The sequence below is a fragment of the Klebsiella sp. 141203 genome (assembly GCF_032601985.1).
Lineage (GTDB): Bacteria > Pseudomonadota > Gammaproteobacteria > Enterobacterales > Enterobacteriaceae > Klebsiella > Klebsiella aerogenes.
Genome location: NZ_JAQIRL010000003.1, coordinates 792,038 through 812,153 on the forward strand (window position 1 = coordinate 792,038; position 20,116 = coordinate 812,153).

At 54.0% G+C, this 20,116-nt stretch carries 21 protein-coding genes and 1 other annotated feature; of the genes, 13 read left to right on the forward strand and 8 right to left on the reverse strand.

Annotated features, from left to right (window positions below):
• Window positions 1–14: 14 nt before the first annotated feature.
• Entirely contained in the window at window positions 15–806 is a 792-nt protein-coding gene (locus tag PGR29_RS16370; protein ID WP_316424905.1) for a cytochrome C assembly family protein, read from the reverse strand.
• 166 nt (window positions 807–972) lie between these two features.
• On the opposite strand from PGR29_RS16370, the gene ffh reads away from it, so the two are divergent.
• The 7 genes from ffh (at window position 973) to PGR29_RS16405 (ending at window position 6,606) form a co-directional block, all read left to right on the forward strand.
• The gene (gene ffh, locus PGR29_RS16375; RefSeq protein WP_020078159.1) at window positions 973–2,337 is read left to right on the forward strand and encodes a signal recognition particle protein; all 1,365 of its coding nucleotides are present in this window, start codon (window positions 973–975) and stop codon (window positions 2,335–2,337) included.
• 270 nt (window positions 2,338–2,607) lie between these two features.
• The gene (rpsP, locus tag PGR29_RS16380; RefSeq protein WP_015370257.1) at window positions 2,608–2,856 is read left to right on the forward strand and encodes a 30S ribosomal protein S16; all 249 of its coding nucleotides are present in this window, start codon (window positions 2,608–2,610) and stop codon (window positions 2,854–2,856) included.
• Window positions 2,857–2,874: 18 nt separating this feature from the next.
• Window positions 2,875–3,423: a ribosome maturation factor RimM gene (gene rimM, locus PGR29_RS16385; protein WP_015703198.1), complete on the forward strand. Its 549-nt coding sequence runs from the start codon at window positions 2,875–2,877 to the stop codon at window positions 3,421–3,423.
• A gap of 31 nt (window positions 3,424–3,454) precedes the next feature.
• On the forward strand, window positions 3,455–4,222 hold the full coding sequence (gene trmD, locus PGR29_RS16390) for a tRNA (guanosine(37)-N1)-methyltransferase TrmD (RefSeq protein WP_008806092.1): 768 nt from the start codon (window positions 3,455–3,457) through the stop codon (window positions 4,220–4,222).
• A 39-nt stretch (window positions 4,223–4,261) separates the two neighbouring features.
• Window positions 4,262–4,609: a 50S ribosomal protein L19 gene (rplS, locus tag PGR29_RS16395; protein WP_002914145.1), complete on the forward strand. Its 348-nt coding sequence runs from the start codon at window positions 4,262–4,264 to the stop codon at window positions 4,607–4,609.
• Window positions 4,610–4,729: 120 nt separating this feature from the next.
• Window positions 4,730–5,179, forward strand: a complete 450-nt coding sequence (locus tag PGR29_RS16400) for a DUF2946 domain-containing protein (protein ID WP_316424906.1) — start codon at window positions 4,730–4,732, stop codon at window positions 5,177–5,179.
• A 56-nt stretch (window positions 5,180–5,235) separates the two neighbouring features.
• Window positions 5,236–6,606 carry a PepSY-associated TM helix domain-containing protein gene (locus tag PGR29_RS16405; RefSeq protein ID WP_316424907.1) on the forward strand — a complete coding sequence of 457 codons (1,371 nt, stop codon included), beginning with the start codon at window positions 5,236–5,238 and terminating at the stop codon, window positions 6,604–6,606.
• 5 nt (window positions 6,607–6,611) lie between these two features.
• On the opposite strand, the gene PGR29_RS16410 is transcribed toward PGR29_RS16405, so the two are convergent.
• Genes PGR29_RS16410 through PGR29_RS16420 form a run of 3 tightly spaced genes read right to left on the reverse strand, consistent with a single transcriptional unit; the run spans window position 6,612 to window position 8,829 of the window.
• The gene (locus tag PGR29_RS16410) at window positions 6,612–7,091 is read right to left on the reverse strand and encodes an OmpA family protein (RefSeq protein WP_047066771.1); all 480 of its coding nucleotides are present in this window, start codon (window positions 7,089–7,091) and stop codon (window positions 6,612–6,614) included.
• 12 nt (window positions 7,092–7,103) lie between these two features.
• Window positions 7,104–8,327, reverse strand: a complete 1,224-nt coding sequence (gene dgcN, locus PGR29_RS16415) for a diguanylate cyclase DgcN (protein ID WP_087858625.1) — start codon at window positions 8,325–8,327, stop codon at window positions 7,104–7,106.
• Window positions 8,320–8,829 (reverse strand): YfiR family protein, encoded by a 510-nt coding sequence (locus PGR29_RS16420; RefSeq protein ID WP_026612240.1) that lies wholly within the window; start codon window positions 8,827–8,829, stop codon window positions 8,320–8,322. Before PGR29_RS16420 ends, dgcN begins: the two co-directional genes overlap by 8 nt.
• A gap of 343 nt (window positions 8,830–9,172) precedes the next feature.
• On the opposite strand from PGR29_RS16420, the gene aroF reads away from it, so the two are divergent.
• From aroF to PGR29_RS16435, 3 genes are all read left to right on the forward strand, one after another.
• Window positions 9,173–10,243 carry a 3-deoxy-7-phosphoheptulonate synthase AroF gene (gene aroF, locus PGR29_RS16425; protein ID WP_015370264.1) on the forward strand — a complete coding sequence of 357 codons (1,071 nt, stop codon included), beginning with the start codon at window positions 9,173–9,175 and terminating at the stop codon, window positions 10,241–10,243.
• 9 nt (window positions 10,244–10,252) lie between these two features.
• Window positions 10,253–11,374 carry a bifunctional chorismate mutase/prephenate dehydrogenase gene (tyrA, locus tag PGR29_RS16430; RefSeq protein ID WP_015703194.1) on the forward strand — a complete coding sequence of 374 codons (1,122 nt, stop codon included), beginning with the start codon at window positions 10,253–10,255 and terminating at the stop codon, window positions 11,372–11,374.
• A gap of 68 nt (window positions 11,375–11,442) precedes the next feature.
• The gene (locus PGR29_RS16435) at window positions 11,443–12,315 is read left to right on the forward strand and encodes an SMP-30/gluconolactonase/LRE family protein (protein ID WP_015370266.1); all 873 of its coding nucleotides are present in this window, start codon (window positions 11,443–11,445) and stop codon (window positions 12,313–12,315) included.
• Here the strand turns inward: PGR29_RS16435 and pheA are convergent.
• From pheA to bamD, 4 genes are all read right to left on the reverse strand, one after another.
• Window positions 12,312–13,472, reverse strand: coding sequence for a bifunctional chorismate mutase/prephenate dehydratase (gene pheA / locus PGR29_RS16440; RefSeq protein ID WP_045378394.1), 1,161 nt, complete (start codon window positions 13,470–13,472; stop codon window positions 12,312–12,314). The genes PGR29_RS16435 and pheA overlap by 4 nt on opposite strands.
• A gap of 25 nt (window positions 13,473–13,497) precedes the next feature.
• Window positions 13,498–13,622: a sequence feature (Phe leader region), on the reverse strand.
• Window positions 13,574–13,621, reverse strand: a complete 48-nt coding sequence (pheL, locus tag PGR29_RS16445) for a pheA operon leader peptide PheL (protein WP_100279143.1) — start codon at window positions 13,619–13,621, stop codon at window positions 13,574–13,576. Its footprint overlaps the feature before it by 48 nt.
• Before the next feature lie 113 nt (window positions 13,623–13,735).
• On the reverse strand, window positions 13,736–14,071 hold the full coding sequence (gene raiA, locus PGR29_RS16450) for a ribosome-associated translation inhibitor RaiA (protein WP_002914111.1): 336 nt from the start codon (window positions 14,069–14,071) through the stop codon (window positions 13,736–13,738).
• Between the two features lie 271 nt (window positions 14,072–14,342).
• Window positions 14,343–15,080 carry an outer membrane protein assembly factor BamD gene (gene bamD, locus PGR29_RS16455; protein WP_015370268.1) on the reverse strand — a complete coding sequence of 246 codons (738 nt, stop codon included), beginning with the start codon at window positions 15,078–15,080 and terminating at the stop codon, window positions 14,343–14,345.
• Between the two features lie 131 nt (window positions 15,081–15,211).
• Between bamD and rluD the strand changes: the two genes are divergently transcribed.
• From rluD to clpB, 3 genes are all read left to right on the forward strand, one after another.
• Window positions 15,212–16,192, forward strand: a complete 981-nt coding sequence (gene rluD / locus PGR29_RS16460) for a 23S rRNA pseudouridine(1911/1915/1917) synthase RluD (protein WP_047077159.1) — start codon at window positions 15,212–15,214, stop codon at window positions 16,190–16,192.
• On the forward strand, window positions 16,189–16,920 hold the full coding sequence (gene yfiH, locus PGR29_RS16465; protein WP_316424910.1) for a purine nucleoside phosphorylase YfiH: 732 nt from the start codon (window positions 16,189–16,191) through the stop codon (window positions 16,918–16,920). The genes rluD and yfiH overlap by 4 nt, the downstream gene beginning before the upstream one ends.
• Window positions 16,921–17,049: 129 nt before the next feature.
• Window positions 17,050–19,623: an ATP-dependent chaperone ClpB gene (gene clpB / locus PGR29_RS16470; protein WP_113374581.1), complete on the forward strand. Its 2,574-nt coding sequence runs from the start codon at window positions 17,050–17,052 to the stop codon at window positions 19,621–19,623.
• Window positions 19,624–20,116 lie beyond the last annotated feature (493 nt).

Sequence of the window (20,116 nt, forward strand, 5' to 3'; positions counted from 1 at the left end):
AGACTCCTTAGTCTTTAACTAACAAACTGCTGCAGGACGCGGCTGCCAAAGTAAGCCAGGGTCAGCAGCCCGGCTCCGGCGACGTTAAACCAGACCACCTGGCGGCCGCGCCAGCCTTCGTGGTAGTGCCCCCACAGCAGTACGATATAGACAAACCAGGCCACGATAGACAGCACCGCTTTATCAATATTTTCGGTATTGAACAGGTTGTGCATATAGAACAACCCGGTGCACAGCGTCAGGGTCAGCAGCACGACGCCAACCTGGGTGATATGAAACATTTTACGCTCAATACTCATCAGCGGCGGCATTTCGCTGCTGAAAGCCAGCTTTTTATTTTTAAGCTGATAGTCAATCCACGCCAGCTGCAGCGCGTATAGCGCGGCGATGATAAGCGTGGCGTAGGCAAAGAGCGACAAGCCGATATGCACCAACATCCCCGGAGTGGTTTCGAGGTGGGTGATGTACTCGTTAGGCACGAAGGTGGCGAAGGCGAGGTTGATTAGCGCAAACGCGTATACGATCGGTAGCAATAGCCAGCCGCGATTACGCGAGGCGACGATGGTCATCACCGTACAGATCATCAGGCTGACCAGCGAGCCGACGTTAAGTAAGCTGAGATTTTGCCCACCTTCGCCGCCGGGGAAAATACGTGACTCCAGCGCGAAGGCGTGGCAAATCAGCGCTATCGTCGCGGAGAGAATCGCCATCCGCCGCCAGCTGCTGTTTTTTTGCAGCAAGCCAGGGATGATCAGCGCAAGGCTGATGGAGTAGGCGACAAGGGCAAGTAGAGCAAACACAGGCATAGGAGCGTCGACTGTTGACTAAATAAGAAAGAGAAGCAGTATAGCGTCACGCGACGTCTGCTCCAACCGTTGCAGCACATTCAGGTTTATGTCGTGTTATACTGCGCCAAATTCGTATTTTTGTGTCGCTGCGGCGACCGACCGTTTCCACCTCAGGCGAGAGACAATGTTTGATAATTTAACCGATCGTTTGTCGCGTACGCTGCGCAACATTAGCGGCCGCGGACGCCTTACCGAAGACAACATTAAAGACACCCTGCGCGAAGTGCGCATGGCGCTGCTGGAGGCCGACGTCGCGCTTCCGGTGGTGCGTGATTTCATCAGCCGCGTCAAAGAGAGCGCGGTAGGCCATGAAGTCAATAAAAGCCTGACGCCAGGTCAGGAGTTCGTCAAGATTGTCCGCAACGAGCTGGTTGCGGCGATGGGCGAAGAAAACCAGACGCTGGATTTAGCCGCGCAGCCGCCGGCCGTCGTCCTGATGGCGGGCCTGCAGGGTGCGGGTAAAACGACCAGCGTCGGTAAGCTGGGCAAATTCCTGCGCGAGAAGCACAAGAAAAAAGTGCTGGTCGTTTCCGCGGACGTATACCGCCCGGCGGCGATTAAACAGCTGGAAACGCTGGCAGAGCAGGTCGGTGTGGATTTCTTCCCGTCCGACGTTGGCCAGAAGCCGGTTGATATCGTCAACGCGGCGCTGAAAGAAGCGAAGCTTAAATTCTACGACGTGCTGCTGGTGGATACCGCCGGCCGTTTGCACGTCGATGAAGCGATGATGGACGAAATCAAACAGGTCCACGCCGCGATTAATCCGGTTGAGACGCTGTTCGTCGTCGATGCGATGACCGGTCAGGATGCGGCGAATACCGCGAAGGCCTTTAACGAAGCGCTGCCTTTGACCGGCGTAGTGCTGACCAAAGTGGACGGCGACGCCCGCGGCGGTGCGGCGCTGTCGATTCGTCATATCACCGGCAAGCCGATTAAATTCCTCGGCGTCGGCGAGAAAACCGAAGCGCTGGAGCCGTTCCATCCGGACCGTATCGCTTCCCGTATTCTCGGCATGGGCGACGTGCTGTCGCTTATCGAAGATATCGAGAGCAAAGTTGACCGCGCGCAGGCCGAGAAGCTGGCATCCAAGCTGAAGAAAGGCGACGGTTTCGACCTGACCGACTTCCTTGAGCAACTGCGCCAGATGAAAAACATGGGCGGCATGGCCAGCCTGATGGGCAAACTGCCTGGCATGGGGCAAATTCCCGATAACGTGAAAGCGCAGATGGACGACAAAGTGCTGGTGCGTATGGAAGCGATCATCAACTCGATGACGATGAAAGAGCGCGCCAAGCCGGAAATCATTAAAGGCTCGCGTAAACGCCGTATCGCCGCCGGCTGCGGGATGCAGGTGCAGGACGTGAACCGCTTGCTGAAGCAGTTCGACGACATGCAGCGCATGATGAAGAAGATGAAGTCGAAAGGCGGCATGATGAAGATGATGCGCGGGATGAAAGGGATGATGCCGCCAGGTTTCCCTGGCCGCTAAAAACAAGGGTATAAGGCTATCTTGTTTGCCATTTTAGCTCCGGGGTGTGCTCGAAATGCTCACGTACTACGTGTACGCTCCGCTTTCTGCGCGCACGCCGGAACTAAACTAGCTGCACCGATATACGCCTTCTATCCCTTGTTTAATGCTCAGTACCAAGATGCTGATTGCATTTTTCCCAGAAATCAGTAAAATTTTCGGGCTTTTAATATGACACCGGGCTCCGTTCCTCGATGGGGCCCGGTTGTTTTATTCACACAAGAGGATGTTATGGTAACTATTCGTTTAGCACGTCACGGCGCTAAAAAGCGTCCGTTCTACCAGGTTGTTGTCACCGACAGCCGTAATGCACGCAACGGTCGCTTCATCGAGCGCGTTGGCTTCTTCAACCCGATCGCTACCGAGAAAGAAGAAGGCACCCGCCTGGATCTGGATCGTATCGCTCACTGGGTTGGCCAGGGCGCTACTGTTTCCGATCGCGTTGCCGCGCTGATCAAAGCCGCTAACAAAGCAGCTTAATCTGTCACGGTGGTCATGATGAGCAAGCAACACACCGCACAAGCACCTGTTGATCCGATTGTATTGGGCAAAATGGGTTCTTCCTACGGTATCCGTGGTTGGCTCAGAGTGTTTTCCTCCACCGAAGACGCTGAAAGCATTTTTGACTATCAGCCCTGGTTAATCCAGAAGGCGGGTCAGTGGCAGGTTGTTGAGCTGGAAAGCTGGCGCCACCACAATCAGGACATCATCATCAAGCTGAAAGGCATTGACGATCGTGATGCGGCGAATCTCCTGACTAATTGCGAAATTATCGTTGATTCATCGCAGCTGCCGGCGCTGGAAGAGGGCGACTATTACTGGAAAGACCTGATGGGCTGCCAGGTAGTTACCACCGAAGGCTATAGCCTGGGTAAAGTCATTGATATGATGGAAACCGGGTCGAATGACGTTCTCGTCATTAAGGCAAACCTGAAAGATGCATTTGGCATCAAGGAGCGGTTGGTTCCGTTCCTCGATGGGCAGGTTATCAAGAAAGTCGATCTCGCTACTCGTACTATCGAAGTAGATTGGGATCCTGGTTTTTAAATTCTCCGGATAAACGGTAAAAGACGGCGCTATGTGGATTGGCATAATTAGCCTGTTTCCTGAAATGTTCCGCGCAATTACCGATTACGGGGTAACTGGCCGGGCAGTAAAAAATGGCCTGCTGAGCATCGAAAGCTGGAGTCCTCGCGACTTCGCTCATGACCGGCACCGTACCGTGGACGATCGTCCTTACGGCGGCGGACCGGGGATGCTAATGATGGTTCAACCCTTACGGGATGCCATTCATGCAGCAAAAGCCGCGGCAGGTGAAGGCGCAAAGGTGATTTATCTGTCACCTCAGGGACGCAAGCTTGATCAAGCGGGCGTCAGCGAACTGGCAACGAATCAGAAACTGATTCTGGTGTGTGGTCGCTACGAAGGGATAGACGAGCGCGTAATCCAAACCGAAATTGACGAAGAATGGTCAATCGGCGATTACGTTCTCAGCGGTGGTGAGTTACCGGCAATGACGCTGATTGACTCCGTTTCCCGGTTCATTCCGGGAGTACTGGGACATGAAGCCTCAGCAACGGAAGATTCCTTTGCTGATGGGTTGCTGGATTGCCCGCACTATACCCGTCCTGAAGTGTTAGAGGAGATGGAAGTACCGCCAGTATTGCTGTCGGGAAACCATGCTGAGATACGTCGCTGGCGTCTGAAGCAGTCGCTGGGCCGCACCTGGCTTAGAAGACCTGAACTTCTGGAAAACCTGGCTCTGACTGAAGAGCAAGCAAAGTTGCTGGCGCAGTTCAAAAGCGAACACGCGCAACAGCAGCATAAACATGATGGGCAGGCGTGAGCCCCCAATATCAGTTTACCCAGGATAAGAGATTAAATTATGAGCAACATTATTAAGCAACTTGAACAAGAACAGATGAAGCAGGACGTACCTTCCTTCCGTCCGGGTGATACCGTGGAAGTGAAAGTATGGGTTGTTGAAGGTTCCAAAAAACGTCTGCAGGCATTCGAGGGCGTGGTTATCGCTATTCGTAACCGCGGTCTGCACTCTGCATTCACTGTTCGTAAAATTTCCAACGGCGAAGGCGTTGAGCGTGTCTTCCAGACTCACTCTCCGGTAGTTGACAGCATTGCTGTTAAACGTCGTGGTGCTGTACGTAAAGCTAAACTGTACTACCTGCGTGAGCGTACCGGTAAGTCTGCTCGTATCAAAGAGCGTCTTAACTAAGATTCGCTTTCGCGACATCCTGATAGAAAGGGCTGGCCAGATGGCTGGCCCTTTTTTTATCTAAATTTTAACTATTTTGATGTAAATCAATTACAATATCGCCCGGATTTCGGAGGGGCGGTGAACGGCACTATTTTTTCACAATCAGCATTTCAACGGCGGGCCGGCTGGCTGGCGCTGTTTGCGATCCTGCTGATCGTGGTGGCGCCGCTGATCTCCATATCGCTACAGAAAGATCCAATGAGCGCAATGCCGGGCATGCATCATGCTATGCCGATGGGCGAGTCTCATGATGGGATGTCCGGGCATGAGATGGCCATGATGCACGGCGCTGACAGCGCGTCACAGCCGGCGCATAGCATGCCGGTTGATCACGCCGAAGCCTGCGGCTATTGCGTGCTATTAGCGCACGTACCGGGGCTGCTGTTCGCGCTGGCGCTGTTCTTCGCCATGATCCTGCGGCGCATTCGCCTGCCGGCTTCTCGCCCGGTATTAAAACACTGGCACTACTTCCCCTGGCTCTACCCTGAAACCCGCGCGCCGCCGCGGCTGTCTGCTTTTTCCCTTTAATAAAAATGAATCTGCGTACTGCGCAACGACCTCTTTTGCTTTAAAAAAGGAAGAGTATGACAACCTGCACCTCGCGCGCGGCATGGTTAAACCTGCTGCGGCGCCTCCATTTCTATATTGGTCTGTTTATTGGACCATTTATCTTTGTCGCGGCCTTGACCGGCACGCTGTATGTCGCCACGCCGCAACTGGAAAACTGGCTGTACCATGAGGCCTTACAGGGCTCGCTCAACGGCGAAAAACAGCCGCTTAGCGCGCAAATTGCCGTCGCCAAAGAGGCTACGCAAAACAACCTCCGCCTGCAGGCCGTGCGCCCGGGTATTACCGCCGGCGAAACGACGCGGGTGATGTTTGCCGACCCGCGGCTGGGGGAATCAGAAAACCGGGCTATTTTTGTTGACCCGGTGACGCTACGGGTCAAAGGCGATCTGACGGTTTACGGTACCAGCGGTATTTTACCGCTGCGCCAGTGGATTGATTACGCGCATAAATCATTGCTGCTGGGCGACGGCGGCAGACTGTACAGCGAACTGGCGGCCTCCTGGATATGGGTTGCGGCGTTGGGCGGTATTGCGCTATGGGCGATGACCCGTCCGAAACGGCGGATAAATAATCGGCTGCAAAATACCCGCCGTCTGCACGTGATGCTGGGCTGGATGTTACTGGTTGGGATGTTACTGTTTTCCGCCACCGGCTTAACCTGGTCGCAGTGGGCGGGCGGTAACGTCGATAAGATGCGCGCCGCGTTTGGCTGGCTAACGCCGCAGGTCAATACGCAACTTCATGGCGGGGAGGCGATGCCGCCCGATCCGCACGCCGGGCACCACATGGCGCATATGGCAATGGATGAGCCACAGGTGAAAGTGACTGCGGATCGGTTCGATAGCGTATTACAGGTGGCGCAGGCCGCAGGGTTGACGGCCAGCAAGCTGGAGATCCGGCCGCCAAAAGGCGCGGGGATGGCGTGGACGGTGAATGAAATTGACCGTAGCTGGCCGACGCGGGTCGATGCGGTGGCCATCGATGGCGAGACGTTACAAGTCGTGGATCGTACCCGCTTTAGCAATTTCCCGTTGATGGCTAAGCTGACCCGTTGGGGCGTCGATTTTCATATGGGTTTACTGTTCGGGGTGGCGAACCAGTTGCTGTTGGTGGCATTCGGGTTGGCCCTGTGCGTCATGATCGTCGTCGGCTATCGCCTGTGGTGGATCCGCCGTCCGGCGCAGAGTGCGTTTAATCCTGCACAAACGTTGGTGCAAGCGTGGCTGGGGTTAAGTGTCGCCGCCCGGGCGCTTGCGCTGTTAATAGCGCTCCTGCTCGGGCTGGCGGTGCCGCTGATGGGCGTCAGCCTCGCGGCGTGCCTCGTGGTTGATTACCTGCGCTGGCGCGCGGCTTCAGCGATGAGGCTGGCAAAGTCGGTAGACTAACGTACTTAAGGCGTGCTGATCACCACGGTAACGCGGCGGTTTTCAGCACGGCCTGCCGCGGTATCGTTGCTGGCGATGGGGTACTTTTTACCTAACCCGCGGGTGGTTAAATTACTGCGCGGAATCTTCGCGCCTTCAGCCCAGGCATCCGCCACGCTGTTGGCGCGCTTTAATGACAGCGCTTCGTTGTAGCTGTCTTCGCCGTAGTTATCGGTATGACCTTCAAGACGGCTATGGGTAATACCGGTTTCAGCTAACCGTGCGGCCATACTGTGGATTTGCTGCTGGCTGTCGGGACGCAGGCGATAGTCGTTTTTGTCAAACAGAATGCTGTCAGACAAACCTAAAGACCAATCACCGGCGGCTTCGGTAAAGCCGTAAGACTTCATTGCCGCGACCTGTTCTTTCGAGAACTTACCTGGCGCCTGGCACCCAGTGAGGAGAAATGCAGCCAGAAGAGTGGGCGCAATAAATTGCCTGAGCATAGTAATTCCTTCTTATTTTTGTGTGTGATGAAAACGCTGGTTTTTCATCCGATACATATTCTGATCGGCCAGTTCCTGCAGCTCCTCCACCGAGGTGTGTTCCCAGGTCAAAGCATAGCCAATACTTAGAGAGAGCGTTGCCGTGTGGCCATTGTGGAGGTTGAATGGCTGAAGAAACTGTTCGGACAGCGTTGCGCAAAGCGCCTGGACTTCGGTTTCTGTATGCACATCGTGCAATAAAATGGCGAATTCATCGCCGCCCAGGCGCCATGCCTGGTGTTGGTCGCCAACGAATGCCATCAGGCGGCTGGCGACCTCAATAAGGACTTTATCGCCGGCGGCGTGTCCCCAGTTATCGTTAATGAGTTTGAAATTATCGCCGTCAAGAAACAGCAGCGCCGAACTATGACGTGCCGCGTCATCGTCCATCAGCTTCCCGATGACGTTGCGAAACGCCGCGCGATTCGCCAATCCCGTTAGTGGATCATGCAACGAGCTGCGCAGCAGTTGCGCATTTTTCGCCTGTAGTTGACGCTGCCAATCCTCCATTTCTCCGAGCAGGCTATTGAAGTCCTGGGCGAAGAGATGGAATTCCTCAATACGCTCTTCCGGTACACGGCGCGAGAAATGGCGGTTTTCGCGGATATCATGTACCACTTCGGTAATACTTTGCAGTGCGGCGACAATACCGCGGTGCAGAGAATGGGTGAGCATCAGGGCGATAACGGACGCCAGCAGAATACTACCGGTCAACACGATCAGCGAAGTACCAAGAAAATGACTGATTAACCGATCGAGCGCCTTCAGACGAAGCTCACCGATTATTTTCCCCTGATGCCAGATTGGCTGGACGGTCGGTTCAGGAAACAGCCATTTACTAATATAACCACTGAATTTTTCGTTTTTAACTAAGGCGTCATTACGCCAATCGGCGAAATGGCGCTGACGGCTGTCCAGCAGCATAGCTTCGGAAAATTGTCCCTGTCTTCCAAGCGTCGCCAGCGTATCTTCTGCGGCGGTAGCATCGCCAAAAACCAGCGCCGCTTCGAGACTGCGGCCCATGGTTGCCGCGGTGAGCTCAAGATTTTTTTGCGCGTACTGTTTTAACGTGATGACAGAGGCGGCACTGAGCAAAAGCCAGACCAGCGTCATCGAAATCACTACGCTTATCATACTGATTCGGCGTAACGCGTTTTTGAAAGTGGGGCGCGGGGCCTGAGAAAAATCCTTATTCATGTGATTTCTTCCGGGCAAGCATCAGTACGTCCGGATTGACCCGTACACCGCTATGCGTCAGGACATCCAGATTAACGGAAAACCTCACCCTATCGTCATTTATGAGCAAGCAAAAAGCGCTGCCAAAAGAGCAATCGGTATTTTGTTCCGCTATGAGTAATAGAGGACGGGAGCCATATTTTTTTGTTAATGCAGACTGCTGATCCGGGGTTTCGCTGCCGAAATACAAACCGTCGCAGCTGGCCTTTAGGGCTTCCTGTGAATTTCGAACTATCACCGGTTGATAAGGTAAATTTTCCGGCGCTTCCTGAGCCAAACTGCGGATATATCGGGAGGTGGAAAAAACGCATAACTTCGGCGGGCCGGATAAATTTGGCCAGCGCGTATAAGTCACAATCCCCGAAACTATGGCGCGAACGTTCTCAGATGTCTCAGCGGCAAAAGCGGGAACTCCCGCGATGAGCAAAAAGAAAAGCAAAAATAGACGGTAAAACTCTTTCATTAACGGGTCCGTCAAATCGTTATTGCACGGGAAACGCAGTTCGCAGTTGCCTGAGCGGAGAATAGCATTATTGGCAAAAAGCGTCATTAGCTGCCCCGGCCGCTTTGAGATAATCCTTACCAGGAATTTTAGTAAAGGAATGCGTAAAGCGCGGCGGCAAAAAGAGTCTTTCGTTACGTGTACATTTATGTGAACAGTTTTCTGCTAATCCAATGTCAATTATTTTGCTGGTGTAAATTAATGTTTACGTAATATGGATTGATATCTTTACTTTATATGGTATGGTTACGTCATGCCCGCTGAGGCAACAACTATCGCAAACGAGCTATACAGGATCGCCATCATGCAAAAAGACGCGCTGAATAACGTACATATTACCGATGAACAAGTTCTGATTACCCCGGATCAGCTGAAAGCCGAATTCCCGTTAACCGTGGAGCAGGAAGCGCAGATCGCGCATTCCCGCCAGACTATTTCCAACATTATTGCCGGCCGCGATCCGCGTCTGTTGGTGGTCTGCGGTCCTTGCTCAATCCACGATCCGGAAGCTGCTATCGAATATGCTCGTCGATTTAAAGCCCTTGCCGCAGAGGTCAGCGATAGCCTCTACCTGGTGATGCGCGTCTATTTTGAAAAGCCACGTACCACCGTTGGCTGGAAAGGGCTGATTAACGATCCGCACATGGATGGCTCGTTTGATGTTGAAGGCGGTCTCAAGATAGCGCGTCGTCTGCTGGTTGATTTGGTCAATATGGGCCTGCCGCTGGCGACAGAAGCGCTCGATCCTAATAGCCCGCAGTACCTTGGCGATCTGTTCAGCTGGTCCGCCATCGGCGCGCGTACCACTGAATCGCAGACTCACCGTGAAATGGCATCCGGTCTGTCGATGCCGGTTGGTTTTAAAAACGGTACCGATGGCAGCCTGGCGACGGCGATCAACGCCATGCGCGCCGCCGCGATGCCGCACCGCTTCGTCGGCATCAACCAGGCCGGCCAGGTTTGCCTGCTGCAGACCCAGGGGAATCCGGATGGTCACGTCATTCTGCGCGGCGGTAAAGCGCCAAACTACGGCCCGGAAGACGTTGAGAAGTGCGAAAAAGAGATGGCGCAGGCGGGACTGAAACCGTCGCTGATGATAGATTGCAGTCATGGTAATTCCAATAAAGACTACCGTCGTCAGCCGGCGGTTGCGGAATCCGTCGTCGCGCAGATCAAAGATGGCAACCGTTCCATCATTGGCCTGATGATTGAGAGCAATATCCACGAAGGCAATCAGTCTTCTGAGCAGCCCCGTTGCGATATGAAGTACGGCGTATCCGTCACCGATGCCTGCATCAGCTGGGAAACTACCGATGCACTGCTGCGCGAGCTCGATAGCGATTTGCGCGGACATCTGGCGGCACGTCTGGGTTAAGAGGATTGTATGGTTGCTGAACTGACCGCATTGCGCGATCAAATTGATGAAGTTGATAAGGCGCTGCTTGATTTGCTGGCAAAGCGCCTGGAGTTGGTGGCGGAAGTTGGCGAGGTTAAGAGTAAATATGGCCTGCCGATTTATGTACCGGAACGCGAAGCCGCGATGCTGGCTTCCCGCCGGGAAGAGGCGGCGGCGCTCGGTGTGCCGCCGGATCTTATCGAGGATGTCCTGCGTCGGGTGATGCGCGAATCGTATTCAAGTGAAAACGACAAAGGCTTCAAAACGCTGCACCCGAACCTGCGCCCGGTGGTTATTGTTGGCGGCGGCGGGCAGATGGGGCGTCTGTTTGAGAAGATGCTGACGCTGTCAGGCTATCAGGTGCGGGTACTGGAAAAAGAAGACTGGCCGCGGGCGACAGAGATTGTCGCCGATGCCGGGATGGTTATCGTCAGCGTTCCGATCCATACCACAGCAGAGACGATTTCGCGTCTGCCGCCGCTGCCAGCGGATTGCATTCTGGTCGATCTGGCTTCCATCAAAGCCGAGCCGCTGCAGGCGATGCTGGCAGCGCATAATGGCCCGGTATTGGGATTGCACCCGATGTTTGGTCCGGATAGCGGCAGCCTGGCGAAACAGGTGGTGGTTTACTGCGACGGGCGTCAGCCGGAAGCGTACCAGTGGTTCCTTGAACAGATTCAGGTCTGGGGCGCGCGACTGCACCGCATCAGCGCCGTTGAGCACGATCAGAACATGGCGTTTATTCAGGCGTTGCGTCACTTTGCCACTTTCGCCTATGGCCTGCATCTGGCTGAAGAGAACGTTCGTCTTGAGCAACTATTGGCGCTCTCTTCGCCGATTTATCGACTGGAGCTGGCGATGGTGGGGCGTCTGTTTGCCCAGGATCCGCAGCTGTATGCCGACATCATTATGTCGTCAGAAAATAATCTGGCGTTAATTAAGCGCTACTACCAGCGGTTCGGCGAAGCGATTGGTCTGCTGGAGCAGGGCGATAAGCAGGCGTTTATCGACAGCTTCCGTAAAGTCGAACACTGGTTTGGCGATTACGCCCAGCGCTTCCAGAGCGAAAGCCGCACGCTGCTGCGTCAGGCGAATGATAATCGACAGTAAGTCCGCTAAACGTGTATACAATAAAGCCAGAGGGGTAACCCGCTGGCTTTTTTTATAGGGATGAAAAGATGGCTCAACCGCAACCGCTGTTTGATTACGTCGGGCACCTGCCGGAATGCCCAACCTGGAGCGATGCCGAGCAGGCACTGTACTGGGCGGATATTCTGGAGTGCGAAATTCACCGCTACGATACACGCAGTAAAGAACACCAGGTTCTGCAATTTCCCGAAGAAGTGGGCTGTTTTGCTCTACGCGAGAAGGGCGGTTTTATCGTCGCCTTACGTAGCGGTATCTGGCTTTGTGATGCCCGCGGTCTGCTGCAACGCAAAATCTGTGATAACCCAAGTAACCCGGATCTGGCGCGTTTTAACGACGGCGGCACCGACCGGGATGGCCGTTTTTACGCAGGGACCTTCTGGGGGCCGGGGGATTACAATGGCGCGCTGCTGGTACGGATTGATAATGACCTGACGCCAAAGGTGGTGCAGTGCGATATTCATGGTGCTAATGGTCTGGCGTTTAGCGACGATAAGCGCTGGATGTATACCTCCGATACGCCGAACGCGGTCATTTACCGCACGCCGCTGGATGAGCAGGGCGAGCCGGGCAAACGGGAAGTACTTCGTCGTTTCCATCCTGGAGAGGGGATCCCTGACGGTGCGGCGGTTGATGAAGAAGGCTGTTACTGGAGCGCGATGTTTGACGGCTGGCGGATTGCCCGCTTTTCGCCGAACGGAGAACAACTGGAAGAGTATCGCGTGCCGGTGCGTTGCCCCACGATGGTATGTTTCGGCGGCGCGGACATGAAAACGCTCTATATCACTACCACCCGGGAAAATATGGACGCCGACGAAGTGGCGCAATATCCGCTTTCCGGCGCCATCTTCACCCTGCCGGTTGCGGTGGCAGGGATGAAGAAACGGCAATTTATTGAACGTTAAGCCGGGTCGACCGGCACGACGTTTTCGCTTGGGTAACAGCCCAGTACTTTCATCGAACGGGTAATTTCGGCCAGCTCTTTTAAAGCCTTACGTAGCGGAAGGGATTCCAGGTTGGCCTGAATATCCAGATAAAACATCTCTTCCCACGGGTTACCGTGGATTGGCCGCGATTCCAGCTTGCTCATGATCAGGTTGTGGTTACGCAGCACCAGTAGCGCTTCAACCAGCGCGCCTGCCTGTTGGCCGGTGGCGATTAACAGCGTCGTTTTCGCCGGCACCTGATCGGATACGTTCACCGCTTTACGCGCCAGTACCAGGAAACGAGTGATGTTTTGCGTCTGGTTAGCCTGGCAGTGCTCCAGCACCTGCAGCCCGTACAGCGCGCCGCCGGCCTCGCTACCCAGCGCGGCAACGGTGGGGGATTTTGCTTGCGCGACCTTTTCCATCGCCGCCGAGGTGCTCTCGGTGTACTCGATTTTCCAGTGCGGATAGCGGCTTAAATACTGGCTGCACTGCTGGAACGGCTGCGGATGGCTATAGACGGTCTTGATCTTATCGGCGTCCGTTGAGGAGGAAACGAGCACACAGTGATCGATTGGCAGCGTCAGTTCGCCGACGATCGACAGACTGGTATGCTGCAGCAGATCGTACACATCGTTGATCCCGCCGGAGCTGGTGTTTTCAATCGGCACGACGGCGTAATCGGCCTGACCGGTTTCGACCTGCTCAAAGATATCGGCGAATTTCGCGCAGCCGCTTTCGATAAATTGCTCAAAATGACGCGCGGCGTACTGGCGCGCGGCAAGATGTGAGTACGAGCCTTTAGGCCCCAGGAAGGCGATACGCGCGGAGTGGGGGTTAATCTTATTAAGATGCTGCTGCAGAAGCGCCTGCTGGGTAAGAACGGAGTCTTCAATAATCAGCTGGAACAGGCGGGTAATGTAGTGGGCGTCCAGATGGTGCTTTTTGCCAAGCGTCATTAAACGCTCCAGCAGGTCGCGTTCGCGGTCGATATCGCGTACCGGACGGTGCGATTCCAGCTTCGCTTTCCCGACTTCCACCGCCAGGCCGCGGCGTTCAGCCAGCAGCGCGAGCAGTTTTTCATCCAGGGCGCTTATTTTGTCGCGCAGGGCCAGTAATGGGTTTTCCTCGGTCATGATTGTGTTGCCTTTCTTGTTATCAATAAAAAAGGCCTCCCGCGTGGGAGGCCTTGTTATTCGTCTTCGCATTCTTTCTTATACGACGAACCGCCTCCCAGTCAGGGGAAGGTAAAAAAGAATGCGAAGAAGAACGGGAGTCGTTTCACGATGAATTCCTTAGGTTAGTGTGGATTACAGTACCTGTACTGTTTTCATCCTGTCAATTAAAAAACGAAAAACGCGCCCGAAGGCGCGTGGCATGACACAACTTAAGTTAAGGATTACTCTTCTTCTTCCACAAAGCCAGCCTCTTTCACCGATGTGGCGGCGCGGCGGGCTTCCCCTTTGTGTTGCACTTTATTCAGCTGCCGTTCCAGCTTGTTGATCAATTCGTTAATGGCGGCGTACATGTCTTCATGACGCGCGCTGGCAACCAGATGACCGTTCGGCGTATTGATGGTTGCGTCAGCAATAAAACCCTGCGGCTCCTTAGAGAGAATGATGTGCGGGTTGATTAAATGAGTTTGCCACTTATCCAGTTTGGCGAGACGGTCTGCGACATGCTGGCGGATTGCCGGAGTAATTTCCATTTGTTTACTGGTAATGTTCATTGTCATAAATTTTACCTCTTGTCTTTCCCGTCTTGGTGAACCCAGCATACCTCGCCCAATGTCAAAATGTGTGATCTAAATCACATTTAAATGTCACTTTTTGTCAACGAATTCATTTTGTGAGACAGGACAGGAACGGATGAGATTTTACTTGTCGAAATGAAGAAAGGGGGCCATATTTGATGAGTTAACTCGGCGCTAAACCGCTTCAGCGCTGGTGTTCATTGAATAAAAAAACGGCAGCCAGGGGCTGCCGTTTTGCTTTCTGCTATCACCCTCAGGTGTTTTTGCCGTTGGCGGCGATGATTTTGGCGACTTTGTCAGCCTGCGCGTTCATTTGCATCTGACGATAGGCGTTTTCCATCTTCGGCAGCGCATCGCGAGTGGCCTGCGTATCCGGGTAGTTACGCAGCATACCGTCAACGCGGTTCACGACGGCAACCCAGGCGCCGCGGTCGGTGTAATAATCCACCACCGATAGCTCATACTTCGCCAGACGGTCTTTCAGGAACACCAGACGCTTGTAGGCGTCAGTGGCGTACTGGCTGTTCGGATAACCGCGAACCAGCTTCGAGAAATCATTGAATGCGTCGCGAGCGTGCTGCGGGTCGCGGTCGGAACGATCGACGCCGAAGAAGCCCTGCAGGGCGCTGTCATCGAGGGCCATGTTAGTCAGGCCGCGCATATAGATGACGTAATCAATGTTTGGATGCGTAGGATTCAGACGAGCGAAACGATCGATTGCGGCTTGAGCCAGCGGCAAATCGGCATTTTTGTAATACGCATAAATCAGGTCCAGCTGTACCTGTTGGGAGTAAGGACCAAATGGATAGCGATTATCCAACGCTTCCAGTTGCGTTATTGCCTGTTTCCAGTTACCGTCCTGCAACTTTTGCTGGGCGGTCGCGTAAATTTCATTCGGCGGATTATCAGGCACCTCCTCCTTTGAGCCAGAGCAACCCACCAAAGCCAGGCTCAGTGTGGCTGCTGCCACCAGGTATTTCATGCGCGTCATGACGTTTTGACTTCCTCAAAATGTTTATGCGGGAGAATCTCTGTTCCTGCTCCCGATTAAGACCAGCTACAATAGCACACTATATTAAACGGCAAAGCCGTAAAACCCAACGTTAAACGAAGAAGCTGTATATGGCACAACGAGTACAACTCACCGCAACGGTGTCCGAAAATCAACTCGGTCAACGCTTAGATCAGGCTTTGGCCGAATTGTTCCCGGATTATTCACGTTCGCGGATAAAAGAATGGATCCTTGACCAGCGCGTGCTGGTAAACGGCAACGTCATCGACAAGCCGAAAGAAAAAGTTTTTGGCGGCGAGGCCGTCTCTATCGATGTTGAGATCGAGGAAGACGTGCGTTTTGAACCGCAGGATATTCCGCTCAATATCGTCTATGAAGATGACGACATCCTGGTCATCAACAAACCACGTGATTTGGTTGTGCACCCCGGTGCGGGCAACCCTGACGGTACTGTGCTGAATGCGCTGCTGCATTACTATCCGCCCATTGCCGATGTCCCTCGCGCGGGTATTGTTCACCGTCTGGATAAAGACACCACCGGCCTGATGGTCGTGGCGAAGACTATTCCGGCGCAAACGCGTCTGGTCGAGTCGCTGCAGCTGCGCGAAATTACCCGCGAGTATGAAGCGGTGGCCATCGGCCATATGACCGCTGGCGGTACGGTTGAAGAACCAATCAGCCGTCACCCAACCAAGCGTACGCATATGGCGGTTCACCCGATGGGTAAACCGGCGGTGACCCATTACCGCATTATGGAGCATTTCCGTATCCACACCCGTTTGCGCCTGCGTCTGGAAACCGGCCGTACCCACCAGATTCGCGTCCATATGGCGCATATCACCCATCCTCTGGTGGGCGATCAGGTTTACGGCGGCCGCCCGCGTCCGCCGAAAGGGGCATCGGACGAGTTCATCAACGCGCTGCGCAAATTCGATCGCCAGGCATTGCACGCGACCATGCTGCGTTTGTATCACCCAATAACCGGCATTGAGATGGAATGGCATGCGCCGATCCCGCAGGATATGGTGGAACTGATCGACGCCATGCGCGCCGATTTTGAAGCCCATAAGGACGATATTGACTGGTTATGACAAAGCTGATTGTTCCGCAGTGGCCAATGCCGAAAGGCGTAGCGGCCTGTAGTTCTACTCGTGTGGGCGGCGTGAGCCTGCCTCCGTATGACTCGTTGAACCTTGGCGCCCATTGCGGCGACGATCTCCTGCATGTCGAAGAAAACCGCCGGCGGATGTTTGCCGCTGGGGGTTTACCCTCTTATCCGGTGTGGCTGGAGCAGGTGCACGGCACCATGGTACTAAAATTGGATGGCGGGCCGTACGTGTCAAAACGCGCCGATGCGTCATACTGTAATAGGCCGGGTACCGTTTGTGCGGTGATGACCGCGGACTGCCTGCCGGTGCTGTTCTGTAACCGCGCCGGAACCGAGGTGGCGGCGGCGCACGCCGGATGGCGCGGCTTATGTGAAGGCGTACTGGAAGAAACGGTCGCCTGCTTTAAAGATAAACCGGAAAATATTCTGGCCTGGCTTGGTCCGGCAATTGGCCCAGAGGCGTTTGAAGTCGGTGCGGAAGTACGCGAGGCTTTCATCGCCAAAGATGCCCAGGCGGAGAGCGCCTTCCGTCCTGCCGGTGAAAAATATTTTGCTAATATCTATCAATTGGCTCGTCAGCGTCTGGCTAACGTCGGCGTTGAGCAGATTTTCGGCGGCGATCGTTGCACTCTAAGTGAAAAGGATGATTTTTTCTCTTATCGTCGCGACAAGACCACAGGTCGTATGGCAAGTTTCATTTGGCTGATATAACCTAGAGAATCAAGACGATCCAGAAGGCAAACTTATTTTTCACATAGTTCAGGTCTTTAACCTTGAATAATTGAGGGATGACCTCATTTAATCTCCAGTAGCAAATTTGACCTGTTTATGGGAGGAGTTATGCGTCTGGATCGTCTTACTAATAAATTCCAGCTTGCTCTTGCCGATGCCCAGTCGCTAGCACTCGGGCACGACAACCAATTCATCGAACCACTTCATCTAATGAGCGCCTTACTGAATCAGGAAGGGGGATCGGTACATCCTTTATTAACCTCGGCGGGTGTTAACGCCGTGGCGTTACGCAGCCAAATCGAACAGGCGCTGAGCCGTTTACCGCAGGTAGAAGGTACCGGCGGCGACGTGCAGCCGTCTCAGGATCTGGTGCGTATTCTCAATCTTTGCGACAAGCTGGCGCAAAAGAGAAAGGATAACTTTATTTCGTCAGAACTGTTCGTTCTGGCGGCGCTTGAATCACGCGGTACGCTGACCGACCTGCTGAAATCTGCCGGAGCAACAACCGCCAATGTGACTCAGGCGATTGAACAAATGCGCGGAGGTGAAAGCGTGAACGATCAGGGTGCCGAAGACCAACGTCAGGCATTGAAAAAATTTACCGTCGATCTGACCGAACGGGCCGAACAAGGCAAGCTGGACCCGGTGATCGGCCGTGATGAAGAGATCCGTCGTACCATCCAGGTACTTCAGCGCCGTACTAAAAACAACCCGGTGCTGATTGGTGAGCCTGGGGTGGGTAAAACAGCAATCGTCGAAGGACTGGCGCAGCGTATCGTCAACGGCGAAGTACCAGAAGGGCTGAAAGGCCGTCGGGTATTGGCGCTGGATATGGGCGCGCTGGTGGCCGGGGCGAAATATCGCGGTGAATTCGAAGAGCGTCTGAAAGGCGTGCTGAACGATCTGGCGAAACAGGAAGGCAACGTTATCCTGTTTATCGATGAGCTGCACACCATGGTCGGCGCGGGTAAAGCCGACGGCGCGATGGATGCCGGCAACATGCTGAAGCCGGCCCTGGCGCGCGGTGAACTGCACTGCGTCGGCGCCACCACCCTTGATGAATACCGCCAGTACATTGAAAAAGACGCCGCGCTGGAACGTCGTTTCCAGAAAGTGTTCGTTGCCGAGCCGACGGTAGAAGATACCATCGCGATTCTGCGCGGTCTGAAAGAACGTTATGAACTGCACCACCACGTGCAGATCACTGACCCGGCCATCGTGGCGGCGGCGACCCTGTCGCATCGCTATATTGCTGACCGTCAGTTGCCGGATAAAGCCATCGACCTTATCGATGAAGCGGCCTCCAGCATCCGTATGCAGATCGACTCTAAGCCGGAAGAGTTGGACCGTCTCGATCGCCGTATCATCCAGTTGAAGCTGGAACAGCAGGCGCTGAAGAAAGAGGCGGATGAAGCGAGCCTGAAGCGTCTCGATATGCTTAATGAAGAGCTGGCGGACAAAGAAAGTCAGTATTCGGTGCTGGAAGAAGAGTGGAAAGCGGAAAAAGCATCGCTCTCCGGTACGCAGACTATTAAAGCTGAGCTGGAACAAGCCAAAATTGCCATCGAACAAGCACGACGTCTTGGCGACCTCGCGCGGATGTCCGAACTGCAATACGGTAAAATTCCGGAGCTGGAAAAACAGCTGGCGGCAGCCACCCAGTCTGAAGGCAAAACGATGCGCCTGTTACGTAACAAAGTAACCGATGCCGAGATTGCCGAAGTGCTGGCGCGCTGGACCGGGATTCCGGTGGCGCGCATGATGGAAAGCGAGCGTGAGAAACTGCTGCGTATGGAGCAGGATCTACATCATCGCGTCATTGGCCAGGATGAGGCGGTTGAAGCGGTATCCAACGCCATTCGCCGTAGCCGTGCCGGGTTGTCTGACCCGAACCGGCCAATTGGTTCGTTCCTGTTCCTCGGCCCGACCGGGGTGGGTAAAACCGAGCTTTGCAAAACGCTGGCTAACTTCATGTTCGACAGCGACGACGCGATGGTGCGTATCGATATGTCCGAGTTTATGGAGAAACACTCCGTCTCGCGTCTGGTCGGTGCGCCTCCGGGATACGTGGGTTACGAAGAGGGCGGGTATCTGACCGAAGCGGTCCGTCGTCGTCCTTATTCCGTCATCCTGCTGGATGAAGTGGAAAAAGCGCATCCGGATGTATTTAACATTCTGCTGCAGGTGCTTGACGATGGTCGCTTGACCGACGGGCAGGGGAGAACGGTCGACTTCCGTAATACGGTTGTCATCATGACCTCTAACCTCGGTTCCGATTTGATTCAGGAACGTTTCGGCGATCTGGACTACGGTCATATGAAGGATCTGGTGCTTGGCGTGGTTAGCCAGCGCTTCCGTCCGGAGTTTATCAACCGTATTGATGAAGTGGTGGTCTTCCATCCGTTGGGTGAAAAACATATTGCTTCTATTGCGCAGATCCAACTGCAGCGTTTGTATAAACGTCTGGAAGAACGCGGCTATGAAGTGCATATGTCCGATGAGGCGCTGAAGCTGCTCAGCGAAAATGGCTATGACCCGGTATACGGCGCGCGTCCATTGAAACGTGCTATCCAGCAACAGATAGAGAACCCGTTAGCTCAGCAAATCCTCTCTGGCGAGCTGGTTCCGGGGAAAACCGTCGAGCTGGTGGTGAAAGACGACCGTATCGTGGCAGTGCAGTAAGTCACAAAACGACAAAAACGGGCCCTCAGGGCTCGTTTTTGTTTAAAAACCAGGCAAGAATTAAAGTCCAAACGATGGTTTGGTTGAAAAGTGAGCGCTTGAATTGTTTTTTTGAATTTATGCTTGTCACTTCAGAATTACTCCCTATAATTCGCCTCCACTGACACGGAACAACGGCAAACAAGCCGCCGGGTCAGCAGGGTTTCAGCAGTGAAATACGACGCTGAAAACCGACAGGGAAAAGCGAAATAAGCGCTTGACTCTGAATGAGGAAAACGTATTATACGGGACCTCGCAACGGTGAGCTGAAAGCCGCGTTGCAACTGCTCTTTAACAATTTATCAGACAATCTGTGTGGGCACTCAAAGTGACATGGATTCTTAACGTCCTCGGACGAAAAATGAATACCAAGTCTCTGAGTGAACATACGTAATTCATTACGAAGTTTAATTCACGAGCATCAAACTTAAATTGAAGAGTTTGATCATGGCTC

Coding starts and splice junctions, on each gene's coding strand:
- yfiH (WP_316424910.1), top strand. CDS start 16,189: ATGACAAAGCTGATTGTTCCGCAGTGGCCAATGCCGAAAGGCGTAGCG.
- raiA (WP_002914111.1), bottom strand. CDS start 14,071: ATGACAATGAACATTACCAGTAAACAAATGGAAATTACTCCGGCAATC.
- PGR29_RS16410 (WP_047066771.1), bottom strand. CDS start 7,091: ATGCTCAGGCAATTTATTGCGCCCACTCTTCTGGCTGCATTTCTCCTC.
- trmD (WP_008806092.1), top strand. CDS start 3,455: ATGTGGATTGGCATAATTAGCCTGTTTCCTGAAATGTTCCGCGCAATT.
- PGR29_RS16435 (WP_015370266.1), top strand. CDS start 11,443: ATGGCTCAACCGCAACCGCTGTTTGATTACGTCGGGCACCTGCCGGAA.
- dgcN (WP_087858625.1), bottom strand. CDS start 8,327: ATGAATAAGGATTTTTCTCAGGCCCCGCGCCCCACTTTCAAAAACGCG.
- PGR29_RS16370 (WP_316424905.1), bottom strand. CDS start 806: ATGCCTGTGTTTGCTCTACTTGCCCTTGTCGCCTACTCCATCAGCCTT.
- bamD (WP_015370268.1), bottom strand. CDS start 15,080: ATGACGCGCATGAAATACCTGGTGGCAGCAGCCACACTGAGCCTGGCT.
- PGR29_RS16420 (WP_026612240.1), bottom strand. CDS start 8,829: ATGAAAGAGTTTTACCGTCTATTTTTGCTTTTCTTTTTGCTCATCGCG.
- pheA (WP_045378394.1), bottom strand. CDS start 13,472: ATGACCGAGGAAAACCCATTACTGGCCCTGCGCGACAAAATAAGCGCC.
- rluD (WP_047077159.1), top strand. CDS start 15,212: ATGGCACAACGAGTACAACTCACCGCAACGGTGTCCGAAAATCAACTC.
- clpB (WP_113374581.1), top strand. CDS start 17,050: ATGCGTCTGGATCGTCTTACTAATAAATTCCAGCTTGCTCTTGCCGAT.
- rimM (WP_015703198.1), top strand. CDS start 2,875: ATGAGCAAGCAACACACCGCACAAGCACCTGTTGATCCGATTGTATTG.
- rplS (WP_002914145.1), top strand. CDS start 4,262: ATGAGCAACATTATTAAGCAACTTGAACAAGAACAGATGAAGCAGGAC.
- aroF (WP_015370264.1), top strand. CDS start 9,173: ATGCAAAAAGACGCGCTGAATAACGTACATATTACCGATGAACAAGTT.
- ffh (WP_020078159.1), top strand. CDS start 973: ATGTTTGATAATTTAACCGATCGTTTGTCGCGTACGCTGCGCAACATT.
- tyrA (WP_015703194.1), top strand. CDS start 10,253: ATGGTTGCTGAACTGACCGCATTGCGCGATCAAATTGATGAAGTTGAT.
- rpsP (WP_015370257.1), top strand. CDS start 2,608: ATGGTAACTATTCGTTTAGCACGTCACGGCGCTAAAAAGCGTCCGTTC.
- PGR29_RS16405 (WP_316424907.1), top strand. CDS start 5,236: ATGACAACCTGCACCTCGCGCGCGGCATGGTTAAACCTGCTGCGGCGC.